Genomic DNA, 17,314 nt, shown 5'->3' on the forward strand with positions numbered 1-17,314 from the left:
GACTATTTCTTACGTGCCCGGCTGAACGAGCGGTCGCTCGCCAGGAAGCCGCTAAGCATGAATGGAATGAGGTCCGGTACGGACTCGCGTCGGCCGTAGGCCGCCTCATAGGCCTCGGCGTAGTCGTTCAGCGCTTCGATGAGATCCGGCATGACGTTGATCGTGATCTTAACCGGCGTCCGATCGGGCAGCCTTGGCAGCTTCAAATCAGCCATGACGGCCTCCCCAGGGTCCGGGCAATATGATGTCTTTGTGCACGACCACCCGTAGCGGCCAGCCGGGGCGAACGCGCAAGGTCGGCTGGATATTGAGATTGCGCGTGACGAGCTGATCGCTGGCGCGCGCGCCGCTCTGCTGCGCTGACTCGCGGATCGCCCGGACAAGGTCGCTTTCGGTGCTGCCGAAGCTCAATTCAGTGCCGACGCCCAGCAATGTCGACAGGGCGACGCCCTTCAGAAGCTGCCAAGTATGCCGGTCGATCCGGTCGGACAGACCCGCATAGCCCTGCGTATCGGTCGCCGGCACATTGTCGATACGAATCGACGAGCCGTCGGGCAGGATGATCCGCTGCCAGACGACCAGCGCACGGCTCTGCCCAAACGCTACAACGCTGTCGTAGCTGCCGATCAGCCGCGATCCTTGCGGAATGAGCAGACCGCGCCCGGTCACACTGTCATAGACGTTCTCCGTGATCTGCGCGGTGACGAGCCCGGGAAGATCCGAGTTGAGCCCGGTTATGAGGCTCGCGGCAATGATGCTGCCGGCCTGCAAGATCCAAGGCGATACGGACTGCGCCAGCGCGTGCGGATTGATGTCGTCGTCGCGATTGGCGCGGCCGACCAATTCGTTCTTGCGCCCCTGGGCGTTAGGATCTCGGTCAGGGTCGAGGAGCGGCTTGGCAGTCTCGGCCGATGCTGGCGGAACACTTGCATCGGTAGTCACCGGTGCAGGGGCGGCGGCGCGACCGCCGCCCGCCAATTGCAGCATGACGCCAGACTCGCGTGCGGCCTTCTGCTCAGCGGCGATGCGCTGGCGCTCGGCTTCGGCTTCCTGCGCGGCCCGGCTCACCGCATCGGCAGCGGGGTCAGGGGGAACCATCCCGCCAAGCTGCCGCTGGCGCTCGAGGATCGGCCGCCCGAGATCACCGGGAAGCGGTGGCCCGAGCTTCGGCACGTCGCCATAGCTCGTCGGCGCGCCCGCGAGCGCATCAGGCGGCGCCTTCGCGCCAACCAGCTTTTCATCGCTTGGTGCGATCAGGCTCAGGGTCGCGGGCTTGAGCGCCAGCCAGGCGACGCCGATGATCGCGGTCGAGCCGGCGGCAGCGATGGCGACGATCGCACCGCGGCGAAAACGGGTGACGCGGCCCGGCGCCGCGCGCAGAACGAGCGTTTCGGGGTCGGCTTTGGGCGCCGCGATCGGCGCGGAAGAAGCGGTTGGATCGGTCACGCGCCCCTCCCGGCCTTGCGCTGCCGGCTCTTCGGCTGGGCGGCGGTGATACGGACAATCTGCTGTTTCTTGCCGCCAAGGCGCAGCTCGGCGACACCGAACAGGCGGTCGACCACATAATAGCGGCCGGCGACGCGATAGTTGACGAGCTGGGCCTCGCCATCCTCGCCAATCACGAACAGCGGGGGCGCCTCACCCACGGCGATCGCGGGCGAGAACTCGATGTAGGTCTGCCGCCCATCGTCGAACGCGCGCAGCGGCCGCCAGGCCGGCTTGTCGCCCGAGATCGCATAGTTGAAGTTGAGGCTTTCGACCGAGAGGCCCGACGCGATCGGCGTCGCCGCCACGGCTGCATCCCGCTGACGCCGGAGCGCGATCAGCTCGTCATGTGGATAGGTCCAGGAGATCGCCGCCATCGCGGTCGCGGGCGTGCTTTCGAGCTGGAGATGGTAGGTCCGGCGATCGGTAGCAATGACAAGGTTTGTGCGTAGGCCCGCCGAAAACGGCTTGACGAGGATGTGCACGCGCTTGCTTTCGCCGATGCCGCTGGTGGTATCGCCGACAGTCCAGCGCACGGTGTCGCCGGCGGCGACGGACACAATCGTTTCGCCCGGCTGCAAGGCAATGTCGGTGATGCGCTCGGGCGCGGCATAGAGCCGGTAGAGCACGCCTTCCGCCCAGGGATAGACCTGGACGGCATATATATATCCCGCGCTCGACGGCTCGCGCAGTGCCGCCCGGTTGGCGGCAGTGACGCGCGCGGTCGGTGACGCGGGTTCGCGGCTCTGCGCAGCGGCGGGCATGGCAAGCGCCATCGCGCTCGCCGCCAGGATGAGGGCACGGATCATTGGTCGGTCCTTTCGGGGGATGGTGCGGCTGCGGGTTGAGCAAGGGTCGGATCGAGCGGCGAGCCCAGCGGAATGTCGGCGGGCGGCGCGACCGGGAGTGATTGTGCGGGATCGGGCACGGCCGATGGTTGCGGCGAAGGTGGCCGGTCCTGCGGCGTTTCCAGTTCGCGGCTCCAGTCGATCGCGTCAACATAGAGACCGAGCGGGTTTTTTCGGAGCACATCGGCCGAGCGCGGCGGCTTGATCTTCACCGTGAGCATCGCCGTCCAGCGTGACGTGCTGGCGAGGCTTCCCCGCTCATATTGCTGCTCGGTCCATTTGACCTGGAAGCTCGTATCTGACGCGCGGACGATGCTCGTCACCTGCACCGAAACCGTCTTGCGCCCGACATCGGCGAACGGATTGGAGGTGCGGGCATATTCGCCGAGGAACAGTGACGCACGTTCGGTCGCGAAATCATAGGCTGATAGCCAGTTTTCACGCATCAATACCGGATCGAGCGAGCGCGCTCGAACGCCGGTGATGAACCGGCCGAGGAACCATGCGATCTGCGGATCGGTCGGCCGATAGTCCTTGGCGGCAGGCGCGACGGCCTGTGCTTGCCCGAGTGCATCGACCTCGACCACATAGGGCACGACGCGGCTTTGCATCGATTGCCAGACCAGCGCGCCCGACAGACCAGTGGTCAGGAACAGGCCGCCGAAGGCCATCAGCCGCCAGTTCTTCGCCTGTGCGCGAGCCGAGCCGATACGCTCATCCCAAAGCTGGCCCGCTCGTTGGTAGGGTGTCTCGGGTTCGGGCGTTCGCCCATAGCGCTGCAATGCGCGTCGAAATTTCATCGCTCAGTCCCTTTCCTTGATGTCTGGAGTGGCGCCAGCGCCGCCGCGGTCGCCGCCCTGGATTGCGTGGATCGCCATCTGACGGCGGTGGCGAGCATTCTGGCTGGCATGAAGCTTCTGCGCCCAGGCGGGTGTTCCTTCAGCTGCGCCTGTCGGCGCGGCTGCGGGGGCGCCGCCGCCGGCACGGGTGCTTCCTGCTTCCCATGCGGCGCGCTGCCCACGATCGGCGGCAGCGCTAACGCCGAGACCGCCGCTCATCCGGTTGGCAGCCGCGCCGCGCATGGCGGTCGCAACGCCGCCGAGGCCCGCGCCGACGCTGGTCGAGCCCGAGGTTTCCTGCCCGAGCTTGTAGGCGGTGGATGCGGCAGACCCCATCGATGTACCGGCGCGGATCGCGCCGAGACCGGCCCCCGCGAGACCGCGTGCCGCGCCGACGGCGCCAGCGCCTGCCATCGCAAGACCTCCGCCGGCAAGCGCGGTAGTGGCGATCACCGATCCGGCGCCGAGCTGCGGCGCGCCGGCGACGAGGCCGGATGCGATTCCCGGGCCGAAGATGGAGAGGCCAAAGATCGCGAGGCTCGCGAGCATCAGCGACACGGCCTGTTCGATCGACACCTCGTCGCCGGTGATCGCACTGGTGAAGTCGGCGAAATAGTTAGAGCCGATGCCGACGATGACCGCGAGCACCATGACCTTGATGCCCGAACTGACGACGTTCCCGAGCACCCGTTCGGCGAGGAACGACGTGCGGTTCCACAGCGCAAAGGGCACGAGCACGAAGCCGGCGAGCGAAGTGAGCTTGAATTCGAGGATTGTGATGAAAAGCTGGATCGCGAGGATGAAAAAGGCGGCGATGACGACGACCCAGGCGATCACCAGCACGGCGATCTCGATGAAATTGTCGAAGAAGGCGATCGGGCCAACCAACTCCTTCGCCTGCTCGAGGAGCGGCCATGCTGCCTCGAAGCCGGTCCCGGCCAGCTTGCCGGGTCGCAATAAATCGTCAGCCGTAATCGCGCTGCCCCCTGCGGTGAGGCCGAGGCCGGCGAAGCTGCGAAAGATGATATCGGACAGTGTCGAGAAGCTGTTGAGGATCAGGGCGAAGACGCCGACATAGAGGATCTTCTTGAGGAACTTGGCGATGACGTCGTCTTCGCCGCCGAGCGCCCAGAACAGCCCGGCGAGAGTGATGTCGATGCCGATCAGGATCGTGGTCAGGAAACCGACGTCACCGCCCAACAGGCCGAACCCGCTGTCGATGTAGGAGGCGAAGGCCTCCATGAACTGATCGATGACATTCAGGTCATCCATATGGGCGGGTTCCTGCTTGAAGTTGAAAGGTGTCGCGGGGACCGGCGGCCATGAGAGGGGCAAGCCCTACGGCCCCCGCGACGAGACAGGTTCGGACCGGGGGGAGCTGGGGGCGCGGTCCTCGCCTGCCTCAGCTCATTGGCGTGGCGTGTAAGCCTTGCCGTCGCCGAGGAAGCGGCGCGTTGACTCGCGTGCCTCGCGCGCGATCTGGCCCCGCTGCGCCTGCTCGACCGATTCCGCCCGGAACTGCGCCGCCATCATTTGCTGAAGCTGGAGCTGCTGCTTGGCGGTGAGCGCGAGAAGCTGGTTCGTGGCCTGCTGCGCCTGAAGCGAGCCTTCCGCGCCCTGGCTGCGCGCGACGATGTCGGCGAGCGCCTGCGTGTCGCTCCGTACGTTGTCGACGATGCGGTTCTGGACCCCCATCGTCTGGCGAAACGCGGACATTGCGGTATCGAGTTGATCGCGTGCGCGAGCCACACGCTGATCGCGGCGGAACACCTGATCGAACTCCTGCGGGTAGAGCTGGCGGAAGCGCTCGTCGAGCTGATCGATGCGGAAGTCGACGCCCTGCGCCTGGCCCATGAGCTGGTCGATCTGCTGGAGGCGCTGGCGAAGCTCCTGAAGTTGCGGGAAATCGATCCTGGTGAGGTTTTTGCCCTGGTTGATCAGCATTTGCGCTTCGTTCTGGAGGCTCTGGATCTGGTTATTGATCTGGGCGAGCGTGCGCGCGGCGGTGAGCAGGTTTTGCGAATAGTTCGATGGATCGAACACGCTGAGCTGGGCCGCGACGGGCGTCGAGGTCAACGCGATGCCGATACCGAGCGAGCCGACGGCGCCGAGCGCGAGAGCAGAGAGGCACGCATATTTGCGGATAGGGATACGGGGCACGGGAAATTACTCCTTGTCTTCTGGGGGGCGGGCGGCAGGGTGACGCCCAAGCAGGTCGGCCGCCCAATCGAGGCCGGCTTGGGAGAGAAAGGTCGCGGCGAAGTCGGCCTGGCCCTTTTCGGCCAGCACCGCGTCTATGCGCTTCTGGCTGTCGGGATCGGACGCGCCGCACAACGCCAGCGCGATCGGGCCTAGCCCAAGCTCGAACAGCCGGTTGCCGCGCGCTGATTGCAGATAATATTGCCGCTTGGGCGTCGCGCGGCTGACCAGTTCGATCTGGCGCGCGTTGAGACCGAAGCGGACGTAGGCCGTCTGGCCCTGCGGCTCGATCGCCCGATCATTGGGCAGCAAGATGCGCTGCGGACAGCTTTCGATGATGGCCGGCGCGATCGTGCTGTCGGCGATATCGGCTAGGCTCTGTGTCGCGAACACGACGCTGACGTTCTTCTTGCGCAGCACCTTCAGCCACTCACGAATGCGCGCGGCGAACAGCGGGTGGTCGAGGAACACCCAGGCTTCATCCAGTACGAGAAGCGTCGGCCGCCCGGTGAAGCGCTCTTCGAGCCGGTGGAACAGGTAGGTCAGCACGGGCGCAACGACGCCCGCCTGCCCCATCAGCGCTTCAGTCTCGAAGCACTGCACGTCGGCGATCGCTAGATCGTCTTCGGCGGCGTCGAGCAGGCGGCCGAACGGTCCTTCGAGCGTATAGGGCGTGAGCGCCGATCGCAGCGGTGCCGATTGCAGCAGCAGCGACAGGCCGGTGAGCGTGCGTTCCTCGATCGGGGCAGTCGCGAGATTGGTGAGCGCCGACCAGACGGCCTCCTTGATCTCGGGTGTGACCAGTACTTTCTCATGGGCGAGCAGCGCGCCGATCCATTCGGCCGCCCAGGCTCGTTCGTTGGAGCGATCGATGTGGCGCAGCGGCTGGAAGGCGATCGTTCGCCCGCCCTCGTCATCGGCATGACCGCTCTCGCCGCCAAGCCCGAGCGCGTGATGCGCGCCGCCCATCGCCAGCACGGCCGCGCGCGCCGAAAATCCCTTGTCGAAGACATAGACCTGGGAGTCTGGATATCGCCGGAACTGAAGCGCGAGCATTGCGAGCAGCACCGACTTTCCGGCCCCGGTGGGTCCGACGATCAGCATATGACCGACGTCGCCGACATGCGTGCTGAGACGGAACGGCGTCGAGCCGCTGGTTTCCGCATAAAGCAGCGGCGGACCGTCGAGATGCGGATTACGCGCCGGTCCTGCCCATACCGAGGACAGCGGCATGAGATGCGCGAGATTCAGGGTGTGGACGATCGGTTGCCGGACGTTCGCATAGACATGGCCCGGCAGGCTCGACAGCCACGCCTCGACCACATTCATGCCCTCGCGGATGCAGGTGAAGCCGAGCCCGTTGACGATGCGCTCGACCGCGCGGACCTTTTCCTCGACGCGGGCGCGGTCGATATCGGCAACGGTGATCGTCGTCGTCAGATAGCCGAACGCGACATGATCGCCGCCGAGCGCCTGCAAGGCCAGGTCGGCATCGACCACCTTGTTGTCGGCATCGCTGTCGAGAAGCTGGACCGGCTGGTTGTAGATGACTTCGCGCAGCAGCGCGGTGATCGACTTGCGCTTGTTGAACCACTGCCGCCGCAGGCGAGTGAGCGCTTTGGTTGCGTCGGTCTTGTCGAGCGCAATGAAGCGCGTCACCCAGCGATAGCCAAAATCCTCATGGTTGAGTCCGTCGAGGATGCCGGGACGGCTCGCGTTCGGAAATCCGAGAATGGTCAGCGTCCGCAGATGCTGGTCGCCCAGCATCGGCTCCAGCCCGCCGGTCAGCGGCGTGTCGGCCAGCAGCCCGTCCAGATAGATGGGCGTTTCGGGCACGGCGACGACATGGCGGCGCGCGGAGATCGCACCGTGGAGAAAGGTCAGCATTTCGCTGTCGCCGAGCGCGCGCACCTCGGGCATGAAGCCTCTGAACAGGTCAAGCGCGCGATCCGTCTCGGCGATGAAGCCGGCAAGCGCTTGTCGCCAGTCGCGGCCCTTCGCGTCGTCGCTGCGCTCGACCAGCGCTCGGCCCGCCGTGTCCGCCTGATCGGGCGGAGGCAGGAAGGTGAGCGTCAGATAATAGCGGCTCTCGAAATGCGCGCCCGCGCTTTCGAACGCCGCGCGCCGTTCCTCATCGACCAGCCACGACGCCGCATCGGGAAAGCTGCTGTCGGGATAACCCAGCGCTTCGCGCCGCTCGGCCTCGAAATGGAGTGCCCAGCCCGAGCCGAAGCGCTTCAGGACATTGTTCGCCCGCGCGCAGGCGGCGACAAGCTCGGCTTCGGTGGCGGATTCTAGATCGGGGCCGCGGAACCTGAGGACGCGCGAAAAGCTGCCGTCCTTGTTGAGCACCACGCCGGGCGCGACAAGCGCCGCCCATGGAAGGTGATCGGCGAGCCGGGCGGCCTTCTGACGGTATTCGCGCAGATTCAGCATGACAGATGCCCCTTCTGGCGAAGGTGGCGAACCAGGACCGGGGCGAAGTCGGGATCGCGTTTGGCGGCGAACACCGCGAGGGTGTGCCCGAACGCCCACATGGCCAGCCCGGCGATCCACTGCTGGAGACCGAGCCCGAGCGCGGCCGCGATCGTACCATTGACGATCGCGATCGCCCTCGGCGCCCCGCCGAGCAGGATCGGCTCGGCGAGCGCGCGGTGCATCGGCGCCTCGAAACCCTCGATATGACTGCCGGAGGCGATCACGAGATGAGCGCTCCACCGCCGAAGCTGAAGAAGCTGAGGAAGAAGCTCGACGCCGCGAACGCAATCGACAGGCCGAAGATGATCTGGATGAGGCGGCGGAACCCGCCTGCTGTCTCGCCGAACGCCAGCGTCAAACCGGTGACGATGATGATGATCACCGCGACGATCTTGGCGACCGGACCCTGGACCGACTCCAGCACCTGCTGGAGCGGTTCCTCCCACGGCATGCCCGAGCCGGCGGCCTGCGCGGTGGCGGCGAGCGCAAGCCCGAGGCCGATGGCGGCTCCGGTGAGGAAGATGCTCCGACGATCAGGAATACGGGCAGGAATACGGGACAAGCGCATGGTCATTCTCCTTGGGGTTCGAGGGCGTGGTCGGGAGTAAGGTCGAGGACGGCGTAGCCGCCGTCGGGATCGAGGCCGGCGACGCGCGCGATCGTGTCGACGCGGCGCGCGAGGCCGCGCCCGGCGATGAACACGATCATGTCGATGGATTCGGCGATCAGCCGGCGCGGAACGGTGACGACGCTTTCCTGCACGAGCTGCTCGAGCCGGTAGAGGGCCGACACTGCCGAATTGGCGTGGACGGTTGCGATGCCGCCCGGATGCCCGGTGTTCCAGGCTTTGAGCATGTCGAGCGCTTCGCGCCCGCGCACCTCGCCAACGACGATGCGATCGGGGCGGAGCCGCAATGTCGAGCGGACAAGATCAGCCATCGTGACGCCGCCGGCTCCGGCAGTGCCGATCGTACGCGTGCGCAGCCCCACCACGTCGGGCGCGGCGCATTGCAACTCACGCGTGTCTTCAATGATGATGACGCGTTCATCGAGGTGCGCCATCTCGGCGAGCAGCGCGTTGGCAAGCGTCGTCTTGCCCGAACTGGTGCCGCCCGCGACCAGGATGTTCTTGCGCTCGACCACGGCCATCGACAGCAGTCGCGCCGTGTCGGCGAGCATGATGCCGTCCCGCACATAGTCGAGCAAAGTGTAGATGCGCGCCGCGGGCTTGCGGATCGAGAAGCATGGCGCGAGGCTGACCGGCGGCAGGATACCCTCGAACCGCTCGCCCGCGCCTTCGCCGTGCGGCGGCAGCTCGGCCGAAACGATCGGCGCATTGCCATGAACCTCGGTGCGCGCGTGGGATGCTACCAGACGAATGATCCGCTCGACTTGCGCGGGCTCATATTTGGTGCCGGTATCGATCCGGCCTTCGCCAAGTCGATCGAGGCGCAACACGCCGTCCGGGTTGACCATGATCTCGATGACCATCGGATCGGCCAGCGCCGCCGCGATAGTCGTCCCCATCGCGGTGCGCAGCATCGCGCGCCGACGCCCTGCGGAATTATCGGAGCCGAAAAGCGTGTCGCTCATCGCCCACCTCCATTGTCTTTCGCGGAGGCAGCAAGCGTGCGCTGGCCGCTGGCGAGCGCTTCGCCGACGCGGGCAATGAACGCCTCGAAGCGGTCTCGGCCGATCGCACGCGCCGCTTCGTCGGCTTCGGCCAAAGGGGCCTGCACCATCAGTTCATAGCGGATGAACAGCGCCAGGCTCTCGAGCAGCACATGCCCGTCACGCTCGACACGCCCCAGCGCGAGCGACATGCGATCGAGCCGCTGGCTGAACTTGTTCTCCAGCCCGCTCGCCGCCTGCCGGTTGAGCCAGGCGGTGAGCGCGTCGGTGAGGATCGCCGATTTGGACGCGCCGGGCTGGCTCGCCAGCGCCTCGAAGCGGTGGCTCAGATCTTCGGGCAGGAAGAGCTGGTAGCGGACGCGGTTGGGTTTGATCGCCGCCATCGTCAGAAGCTCGGCAGTGTGTCGCTGTCGCGACCCTGGTTGATGGTATGGGCGCGGATCAGCGTGCCGGTGGTGCCGGCGCGGTCCATCGCGTGCTTTTCGGCGACGGGATCGGTGTCGTCGCGGTCGAGGCCGAGAAGATCGAGCTGCCTGGGCGGTTCGGGCTTTTTGGTCTGTTCCTCGCCGAGTCCGGGATGGCGCTGCTGTTGCAAGCCGCCGTCCTCATCGGCTTTCGCGTCGTCGTCGGCCTTGCCAAGCCGGCTGTCAGGCGCGCGGACCAGCCCGCTCCAATCGTCGGGGCGGCCCTGCGGGCGATCGGGATAGTCTCCGGGCGCGAGCTGGGGCGGCGGCGCGATCCGCTCGCGGAAATTGCGATCCTCGTAATAGCGCAGCTTCTTCGCGCGGATCGGCGCCATGCCGGAAACGAGCACCAGTTCGTCCTTGGGCGGGAGCTGCATCACCTCGCCGGTGGTCAGGAGCGGCCGCGCCGTCTCCTGCCGGCTGACCATGACATGGGCCAACCACAGCGCGAGCCTGTGGCCGGCGTAGTTGCGCATCGCGCGCTGCTCGGTGGCGATGCCGAGCGCGTCCGAGATCCGCCGCGCCGTGCGTTCGTCATTGGTCGCGAAGGCAATACGGACATGGCAGTTATCGAGAATGGAGTTGTGCTCGCCATATGCCTTCTCGATTTGATTGAGCGACTGCGCGATCAGGAAGGCGCGAACCCCATAGCCTGCAAGAAACGCAAGGCTGGTCTCGAAGAAGTCGAGGCGCCCCAATGCCGGAAACTCGTCCAGCATCATCAGGAGCTTGTGCTTGCCCGCCTTGGCAGGATCGGCATCCAGCTTCTCGGTAAGGCGGCGACCAATCTGGTTGAGCACCAAGCGTACCAGCGGCTTGGTTCGGCTGATGTCCGATGGCGGAATGACGAGGTAGAGCGAGACGGGGTGGCCCGCCTCGACGAGATCCGCGATCCGCCAGTCGCAGCGCGACGTGACCTCGGCGACGGTCGGGTCGCGATAGAGGCCGAGAAATGACATGGCGGTGGAGAGGACGCCGCTGCGCTCGTTCTCGGACTTGTTGAGCACCTCGCGCGCCGCCGACGCCACGACCGGATGCACGATCGGCGCATCCTTCGTGCCGAGATGATTGGTGGTCATCATCCGCCGGAGCGTGGTGACGAACGGCTGCTGGGGGTCCGACAGGAATGTGGCTACCCGCGCGAGCGTCTTTTCCGGCTCGGCATAAAGAACGTGGAGGATCGCGCCGACCAGCAGGCTGTGGCTGGTTTTCTCCCAATGGTTGCGCCGTTCGAGCGCGCCTTCGGGATCGACCAGGATGTCGGCGATGTTCTGGACGTCGCGGACCTCATGCTCGCCGCGCCGGACTTCGAGCAGCGGGTTGTATTTGGCGGAAGCGGGATCGGTCGGGTTGAACAGCAGGACGTGGGAGAAGCGCGCGCGCCAACCGGCGGTGAGCTGCCAGTTTTCACCCTTGATGTCGTGAACGACGGTGCTGCCGGTCCAGCCGAGCAACGTCGGTATGACCAGCCCGACGCCCTTGCCCGAACGGGTCGGCGCGAACGCCATGATATGTTCGGGGCCGTTATGGCGCAGATAACGGCCACGCGAGCGGCCCAGGAACACGCCGGCGTCACCATGAAGGCCTGCCCGCTCGATCTCGTTCGGCTTGGCCCAGCGCGCGGAACCATAAGTGGTGACCTGGCGCGACTGCCGCGCGCGCCAGAGCGAGCCTGCGATCGCCGCGCCGCAGCCGATGAAACCGCTCGCGCCGGCGAGCGCGCCGGCCTTGTCGAAAACATGCGGCGCATAGGCATCGTAGTGATACCACCAGGGGAAGAGCGCCCAGGGACGATAGACCGGCGTGCTTCCAGCCATGAACCAGGCCGGACCAAGTTCGGGCTGGTAGGCGAGCATCGCCGCCGCCCATTGGGTCGCCGCCCAGAGGCCCGCGATCACGATTGCGAACACGACAAGGATCTGGCCGATGAGCAATTTGGTCGGGGTCACGTTGAAGCTCCCGCCCATACCGCCGGATGCGGTCGGGGCGCGGCTTCAAGACTCGGCTATGCGCCGCCCGAAATGAACGGAGCCGCTGGGGGCTGGTGGGTGACCGAAGGAGATCACTCGTCGGCGACTGACTCAATATTCCAGCTCTGTTCTTTTGATCGAGCTATGACCCGAGTTGATGATTCTGCCCTGCCGTTGTCCCTCGAGGTGGCACTGACCACCACACCGCACCGCCGATGACCCGCTACACCCTGCAAAAATCCGAGCTGCAAATTCGGGCTTGCGTGTCGGATTATCAGACATTATATCGCATTTAATGTAGTGAAATCGTGCGAGGCATGCATGGCGACAATCGCTCCTCCGAAGCCCGCGGCAACCGCGTTTCCCAAAGCCGACGCCATTAGGGCGTTGGTCGACGAACTGCTGCAAGTGGCCAGGGCTGAGGCACAGGTGCGCGGAATTGCCCTACCTCCGGAAAACCCGAAGATCATCCAGGCGCCCGTGCCACTCGACTCCTTGTCCGTGGTCGACACGCTTTGCGCGGTGGAGCAGGTCCTCGACATCGAGCTTCGCGACAGCATCGTCCGCACCGGCGGCTACAATTCGATCGAGAAGGCGATTGACGACCTCCTCCCTAAGATCGAACGCGTCTGGGTTAAGAAGAAAGGGTCGAAGCCATGACCAATCTCGCACTCCGCCAGGAAGGCGACGAGCAGGAGCGGCGGCGCTTGGGCGACCGTCTGCGCGAAGCACGGAAATATCTCGGCCTCAAGCAGGAAGAAGTTGCTGCCTATCTCAAGATTCCCCGGACCGCGCTTACCGATATCGAGAATGGCCAGCGCCGCGTTGAAGCGATCGAACTGACGCGGCTTGCCCGTCTTTACCGCCAGTCGGTGGCCTATTTTACCGGCGAAGACGAGGCCTCCGCGAGCCTTCCCGCCGATGTCGCCCATCTGGCGCGACGCGTTGCGGCCTTGTCGACTGAGGACCGGGCCGAGCTGAGCCGGTTTGCCGAATATCTCCGCTCGCGGTCTGGCGGCGAACGGAGCTGATCGATGGCGTCGGATTATGCGAGCGCGGTTCGCGCTGGTACGATGGCAGCGGGCCGCCTGCATCGCGAACTCGATACGCGCGCACTGATCGAGACCCAAGGCGGCAGCGTCGATGTCTTCGGCGCGATCCATGCCGTGGGTCTACCCTTGCTGCTTCGTCCCCTGAAAGGCCTGCTCGGCGCCTATCTCAGCGCACCTGCTCCTGGCGTTCTCGTCACGACGGAACGACCGATGAGCATCCAGCGCTTCACGGCCGCGCACGAACTCGGGCATTTTTCGATGCGACACGAGCCGAGCCTCGACGATGAGAGCATCCTGCGCCGGATGCCGATGTCGCCCGAACCGGGAAACAACTTCGAGGAAACCGAAGCCGACGCCTTTGCGATCGCCTTCATGATGCCGAAATGGCTGATGCTCGCGCACAGCGCGCGACAAGGATGGCAGATCGATCATTTCCGGCGCCCCAATGTCGTCTATCAGCTCTCGCTGCGGATCGGCGCCAGCTATGAGGCGACGTGCCGCACCCTGGTTCGCTACAATCTGATTTCGCCATCGGTGATGACCGACCTGCTCCGGACGCAGCCGCGCAGCCTGAAGGTCGATCTCCTCAAGGACTATCGGCCCGACAACTATCGCGGCGACGTCTGGCTGCTGACCGAGCGCGATGCCGGCTCGCGGATCGATGGCAGTCGCAATGATCTTTTCGTGCTGCGGCTCGAAGAACATAGCGGCGGTGGGTATCTCTGGGATCTCGACCAACTGATCGCCAGCGGCTTCGCCGTCGTTCGCGACGAGCGTGAGGCAATCGACGGCGATGGCATCGGTGGTCCCGTTGTCCGCCGTGTCACCGCGGCGCCCGATGCGCCGCGGCGCGGCCGCATGTCGCTCGACGAGCGGCGGCCGTGGCAGCCTGCGCCGGCCCTCACCAGCCTGACGCTCGATTTCGACCTCACCGGCCCGGAACAGACGGGCCTGTCGCGCGCCGAACGGCGGCACCTGCTCGAGGCCGCCTGACGCCCCATGATCGATATCGTCCGTGACCTTCGGCCGCTGTTCGGACCTGCGCGCGATCAAGGCGCGCGGCCGACATGCCTCGCATTCGCCGCGAGCGACACCCACGCCGGGCTTCGCGACGGCTGGGCACCGCTGTCGTGTGAATTCGCCTTTCATGCCGCGCAGAAACGGGCGGGCAGACCGCCGACGAGCGGCGCACTGCTATCCACAATGCTGGACGCGCTACGGCTCGATGGCCAACCCGACGAGAAAGGCTGGCCGTATCTGGCTGCGGTTCCAGCCGATCATCGACTGTGGACGCCGCCGGCGACCGTTGGCCCGCTCTATGGCCGCAACGGACAGAGGGATGGAACCGACCTGTCATCCATCCTTGCCGCGCTGGACCGTGACACGCCGGTGCTCATGCTGACGATGCTGTCACGGTCTTTCTTCCAGCCGCGCGGTGATGGCGTCGTCGATCCGGCGAACGACGAACTCCCCGAGCCAGCGCAACGGCACGCGGTCGTCGCGGTCGGGCATGGAACCGTGGACGGCATCCCGGCCATTCTCATCCGCAACAGCTGGGGACCAGGTTGGGGCTTGGAAGGCCACGCCTGGCTTACTGAGCGCTTTCTAGCGCCGCGCCTTTTCGCCACGGCAAATTTGACGGAGGAAGTCGATGTATCTTCCCATACCGCCGCAGCCTGACTGCGTTGCTGGCTGGCGCGAGGCGGTCCGGCTCGTCGACCTCGCCACCGGACACCAGGCGCAGAATGTCGTCATCTCCGTGGCCGAGCCGACTGCGCGCGCAACACTCGCCGATCCCGTCGTGGCGGAAGTCGATGCCTTCCTTTCGGGCCATGGCAAGAAGCCCATCGAGACGGTCGCCAACACGATTTTTCCGGCAGCGCTGTACAGGCGCTACGGCGCGCCGCAATTCTTCGACCGGTTTCGCGACAACGTGCTGCCGAAGGTCCGGAGGTCGGGCGCTTGGTCGGGCTATTATTTCGAACGGATGATGGAATTGCCCCGCGCCGACGGCCAGCCAATCAATCAAATCTGGGGCATCGTCGAGCGCCTGCGCAACCCGAACGTCCGAGCGCTCAACAAATTCGAACTGCTGATCTTCGACCCCGCCCGCGACGTGAATGACTCGCCCTACGGCGGTCAGTGCCTGAGCTTTGCCAGTCTCAAGCTGATCGGCAAGGGCGACGATCGTCGCCTCGGCATGACCGCGCTCTACCGCAATCACTACTATATCGAAAAACTGCTCGGCAATCTGATCGGCCTCGGCCGTCTGCTCGAATTCATCGCCAAGGAAGGCGGGGTCGCGCTGGGTCCGCTCACGATCGTCTCGACCAACGCCACGGTCGACACCGCCAACTGGAACCGCGGCGATCTTAAGCAACTCTTTGAGCGCTGCGATCAGGCGAGCGCACATCTCCTTGCTGCGGCGTGAGGCGCGCCCAACGGCAGTTCTAGCGGCTCATCGTTGTCATCCGCGACACCGTACAGGCTGAACATGCCCTCGATGAACTCGCGCTGCCCGCCGTAGCTCGGATGGCGGACCGCGGTGGTCGGAATGTCGAGACCGTCCAGCGCCAGGTGAGCATCGCGCCCGATCGCGACGATCTGGCGGGGCCGGATCATTGACACGAGGGCTTGCAATATCGGCCAGGTCGCCTCGCGCTCGCTTCGCGTGTGGCATCGGTTCGACATCGGATCATCCGCTTCATGGGGATGGAACGGGAAAACGTTCCAGAGCATGACAGGCTGACCGATCCGCTCTAGCACACGCCAGACGATCGCCGCGGTGCGCTCCGCCACGGCGGGTCCCTGCGTCGCACGTTCGAATGCGATGCCGCCCATCAGCGTACCGGCATGTCCGAGGTGAATTTCGTCGGTCAGCGGTACGCCCGTACGCCGCCCCCCGCGATAGCCGAGATCACGCGCGATCCAGATCGTTTCGACGCGATGATCAAGCGCCGCGGTGAGCAGCATTTCGAGATTGTCGCGGCGCCGGGCGGCGGCGTCGCTGCGGTCATGGACCGTGCAGCGATCGCGCCAGGGATTGAACACTGAGGGAAGTTCGGTCGCCGCCAGGGTGGACACAAAGGATTTCGGGGTCATGACGGCAATTCCTTGATACGCAGGCGGCGATTGGCGAAGTCGATCAGGACGCGGCCGCGCCGATGCTCCTGAAGGAAGCGGAAAGCCGTATAGCCCTGGAGGATCGCTTCCTCCCAAAGCCACAGCGGACAGCGTTCTGATTCGTAGCCGGCGACGAACTGGCGGACATGCTTCAGCATGTCCAGCGGAAGGCCACCGCGCTTCACGTTTTCAAAGTACCGGAGTTGCTGCGCTTGTCCGAAAATCCAGGAAGTTATGCCCTCTTCGATGAGAATCGCCCGAGCACCGTCTTCGGCGTCGTCGAGTTTCGGATCGCTCTTGCGCTTGAGACGGAGCAGCGCACGCAGCACTGGCGACCAGCCAAGCACCGCGACATAAGCGTAGTGAAAGACATCGTGGAAGCGATAGTCGTCGGGTTCGAGCGCGTTGTCGGTGAGCCGGTCGCCGACATACACACCGCTTGAGCGTTGATACACGAATGTCTGCCCGCGAACGGTGCGTTCATAGACGTCGATCGCCATCCGCCGCGGCAATTGCTCTTCTGGGTCGAGCGCCGCATCGGTCGGCGCCGGATAGATGCGCTCGCGCGGCCAGCGATCGAAGATCTTGTGAAGATTCTTCACGGCGGCAGCCTCGATGGTAACACCGGATTCGTTTGCCGCCTGGATCAACCGGCGCATGACCGCGACCAGCCGGCCCGCGAGTGCTTCGCGGTCCTTCGCAAGACCGCCCGCCTGGAAATCGTTGATGAGCAGCCCAACGTCGCCTGCCAGCGCGAGCAGGCTATGCTCGAACTGCGGCATCGGTGCCTTGGCAAGCGGAATGTGCTGCGGCTGCAGCGCATGGAAACTGAGCGTTTCGTTGCCGCCCGTCTGCCATTGTCCGCCGTTTGTCGCCGCGGCGGCAGCGATGTCGCTGAGCGCCATGCGGCTGCGCCGTGCGATCGCCGCCAGATACCAAAGGACGTCACCAAGCTCTTCCGCGACGGCGTGAGCGTAACCCAGGTAGGAGGCATCGTCGCGCTGCTTTTTCTTGGCCTCACTGAGCAAGCTGCCGACTTCGCCGAAAAGGCCAAGCATCGAGAAGCCCAGTGCGCGGCCACCGCTGCGTTGATCAGTCCGCGCGGCCTGCTTCGCATAATCCGCAACAGTGAGAGCTTCGAAATCCTCGCTCATCGCCTGCCCTTCCGGCGATCCGATATCGCGTCTGCGGGGACGCTCACGCCATAGGCTTCAAGTGCCCGCA

At 65.4% G+C, this 17,314-nt stretch carries 19 protein-coding genes; 5 read left to right on the top strand and 14 right to left on the bottom strand.

The window, feature by feature from the left end; all coding sequences use genetic code 11:
- Positions 1 to 2 precede the first annotated feature (2 nt).
- The 12 genes from ATE64_RS08955 to ATE64_RS09010 all read right to left on the bottom strand — a co-directional run bounded on the left by ATE64_RS08955 (position 3) and on the right by ATE64_RS09010 (position 11,894).
- A complete protein-coding gene (locus ATE64_RS08955) occupies positions 3 to 215 on the bottom strand; it encodes a DUF2274 domain-containing protein (RefSeq protein ID WP_058454876.1) in 213 nt (70 codons plus the stop codon).
- Positions 208 to 1,446, bottom strand: coding sequence for a TrbI/VirB10 family protein (locus ATE64_RS08960; RefSeq protein WP_058454877.1), 1,239 nt, complete (start codon positions 1,444 to 1,446; stop codon positions 208 to 210). Before ATE64_RS08960 ends, ATE64_RS08955 begins: the two co-directional genes overlap by 8 nt.
- A complete protein-coding gene (trbG, locus tag ATE64_RS08965) occupies positions 1,443 to 2,294 on the bottom strand; it encodes a P-type conjugative transfer protein TrbG (RefSeq protein WP_058454878.1) in 852 nt (283 codons plus the stop codon). Before trbG ends, ATE64_RS08960 begins: the two co-directional genes overlap by 4 nt.
- The gene (trbF, locus tag ATE64_RS08970) at positions 2,291 to 3,133 is read right to left on the bottom strand and encodes a conjugal transfer protein TrbF (RefSeq protein ID WP_058454879.1); all 843 of its coding nucleotides are present in this window, start codon (positions 3,131 to 3,133) and stop codon (positions 2,291 to 2,293) included. The genes trbG and trbF overlap by 4 nt, the downstream gene beginning before the upstream one ends.
- 3 nt (positions 3,134 to 3,136) lie before the next feature.
- Complete coding sequence (trbL, locus tag ATE64_RS08975; RefSeq protein WP_058454880.1) at positions 3,137 to 4,444, bottom strand: P-type conjugative transfer protein TrbL; 1,308 nt, start codon at positions 4,442 to 4,444, stop codon at positions 3,137 to 3,139.
- A gap of 135 nt (positions 4,445 to 4,579) precedes the next feature.
- Positions 4,580 to 5,332, bottom strand: coding sequence for a P-type conjugative transfer protein TrbJ (gene trbJ, locus ATE64_RS08980; protein ID WP_058454881.1), 753 nt, complete (start codon positions 5,330 to 5,332; stop codon positions 4,580 to 4,582).
- Positions 5,333 to 5,338: 6 nt separating this feature from the next.
- On the bottom strand, positions 5,339 to 7,807 hold the full coding sequence (trbE, locus tag ATE64_RS08985; RefSeq protein ID WP_058454882.1) for a conjugal transfer protein TrbE: 2,469 nt from the start codon (positions 7,805 to 7,807) through the stop codon (positions 5,339 to 5,341).
- Positions 7,801 to 8,031 (bottom strand): VirB3 family type IV secretion system protein, encoded by a 231-nt coding sequence (locus ATE64_RS08990; protein WP_051035683.1) that lies wholly within the window; start codon positions 8,029 to 8,031, stop codon positions 7,801 to 7,803. Before ATE64_RS08990 ends, trbE begins: the two co-directional genes overlap by 7 nt.
- 38 nt (positions 8,032 to 8,069) lie before the next feature.
- Positions 8,070 to 8,423, bottom strand: coding sequence for a TrbC/VirB2 family protein (locus tag ATE64_RS08995; protein ID WP_017499935.1), 354 nt, complete (start codon positions 8,421 to 8,423; stop codon positions 8,070 to 8,072).
- Positions 8,420 to 9,442 carry a P-type conjugative transfer ATPase TrbB gene (gene trbB / locus ATE64_RS09000; RefSeq protein WP_058454883.1) on the bottom strand — a complete coding sequence of 341 codons (1,023 nt, stop codon included), beginning with the start codon at positions 9,440 to 9,442 and terminating at the stop codon, positions 8,420 to 8,422. The genes ATE64_RS08995 and trbB overlap by 4 nt, the downstream gene beginning before the upstream one ends.
- Positions 9,439 to 9,864 carry a hypothetical protein gene (locus ATE64_RS09005; RefSeq protein ID WP_058454884.1) on the bottom strand — a complete coding sequence of 142 codons (426 nt, stop codon included), beginning with the start codon at positions 9,862 to 9,864 and terminating at the stop codon, positions 9,439 to 9,441. Before ATE64_RS09005 ends, trbB begins: the two co-directional genes overlap by 4 nt.
- 2 nt (positions 9,865 to 9,866) lie before the next feature.
- Positions 9,867 to 11,894, bottom strand: coding sequence for a conjugal transfer protein TraG (locus ATE64_RS09010; RefSeq protein ID WP_058454967.1), 2,028 nt, complete (start codon positions 11,892 to 11,894; stop codon positions 9,867 to 9,869).
- A 342-nt stretch (positions 11,895 to 12,236) separates the two neighbouring features.
- Here ATE64_RS09010 and ATE64_RS09015 point away from each other — a divergent pair, with 342 nt between their 5' ends.
- Genes ATE64_RS09015 through ATE64_RS09035 form a run of 5 tightly spaced genes read left to right on the top strand, consistent with a single transcriptional unit; the run spans position 12,237 to position 15,398 of the window.
- Positions 12,237 to 12,575: a hypothetical protein gene (locus ATE64_RS09015; protein WP_058454885.1), complete on the top strand. Its 339-nt coding sequence runs from the start codon at positions 12,237 to 12,239 to the stop codon at positions 12,573 to 12,575.
- Positions 12,572 to 12,946 (top strand): helix-turn-helix transcriptional regulator, encoded by a 375-nt coding sequence (locus ATE64_RS09020; RefSeq protein ID WP_017499940.1) that lies wholly within the window; start codon positions 12,572 to 12,574, stop codon positions 12,944 to 12,946. Before ATE64_RS09015 ends, ATE64_RS09020 begins: the two co-directional genes overlap by 4 nt.
- Positions 12,947 to 12,949: 3 nt before the next feature.
- Positions 12,950 to 13,960 carry an ImmA/IrrE family metallo-endopeptidase gene (locus ATE64_RS09025; protein WP_082657683.1) on the top strand — a complete coding sequence of 337 codons (1,011 nt, stop codon included), beginning with the start codon at positions 12,950 to 12,952 and terminating at the stop codon, positions 13,958 to 13,960.
- Positions 13,961 to 13,966: 6 nt separating this feature from the next.
- Positions 13,967 to 14,647: a C1 family peptidase gene (locus ATE64_RS09030; RefSeq protein ID WP_058454886.1), complete on the top strand. Its 681-nt coding sequence runs from the start codon at positions 13,967 to 13,969 to the stop codon at positions 14,645 to 14,647.
- On the top strand, positions 14,619 to 15,398 hold the full coding sequence (locus ATE64_RS09035; RefSeq protein WP_058454887.1) for a hypothetical protein: 780 nt from the start codon (positions 14,619 to 14,621) through the stop codon (positions 15,396 to 15,398). Before ATE64_RS09030 ends, ATE64_RS09035 begins: the two co-directional genes overlap by 29 nt.
- Here ATE64_RS09035 and ATE64_RS09040 read toward each other — a convergent pair.
- Both ATE64_RS09040 and ATE64_RS09045 read right to left on the bottom strand, forming a co-directional pair.
- Complete coding sequence (locus tag ATE64_RS09040) at positions 15,365 to 16,069, bottom strand: uracil-DNA glycosylase (RefSeq protein ID WP_017499944.1); 705 nt, start codon at positions 16,067 to 16,069, stop codon at positions 15,365 to 15,367. The two genes, ATE64_RS09035 and ATE64_RS09040, sit on opposite strands and share 34 nt — an antisense overlap.
- Positions 16,066 to 17,244 (bottom strand): nucleoside triphosphate pyrophosphohydrolase family protein, encoded by a 1,179-nt coding sequence (locus ATE64_RS09045; protein ID WP_017499945.1) that lies wholly within the window; start codon positions 17,242 to 17,244, stop codon positions 16,066 to 16,068. The genes ATE64_RS09040 and ATE64_RS09045 overlap by 4 nt, the downstream gene beginning before the upstream one ends.
- Positions 17,245 to 17,314: the final 70 nt, after the last annotated feature.

The sequence above is a fragment of the Sphingopyxis sp. H073 genome (assembly GCF_001468395.1).
In the GTDB taxonomy this organism is placed as follows: domain Bacteria; phylum Pseudomonadota; class Alphaproteobacteria; order Sphingomonadales; family Sphingomonadaceae; genus Sphingopyxis.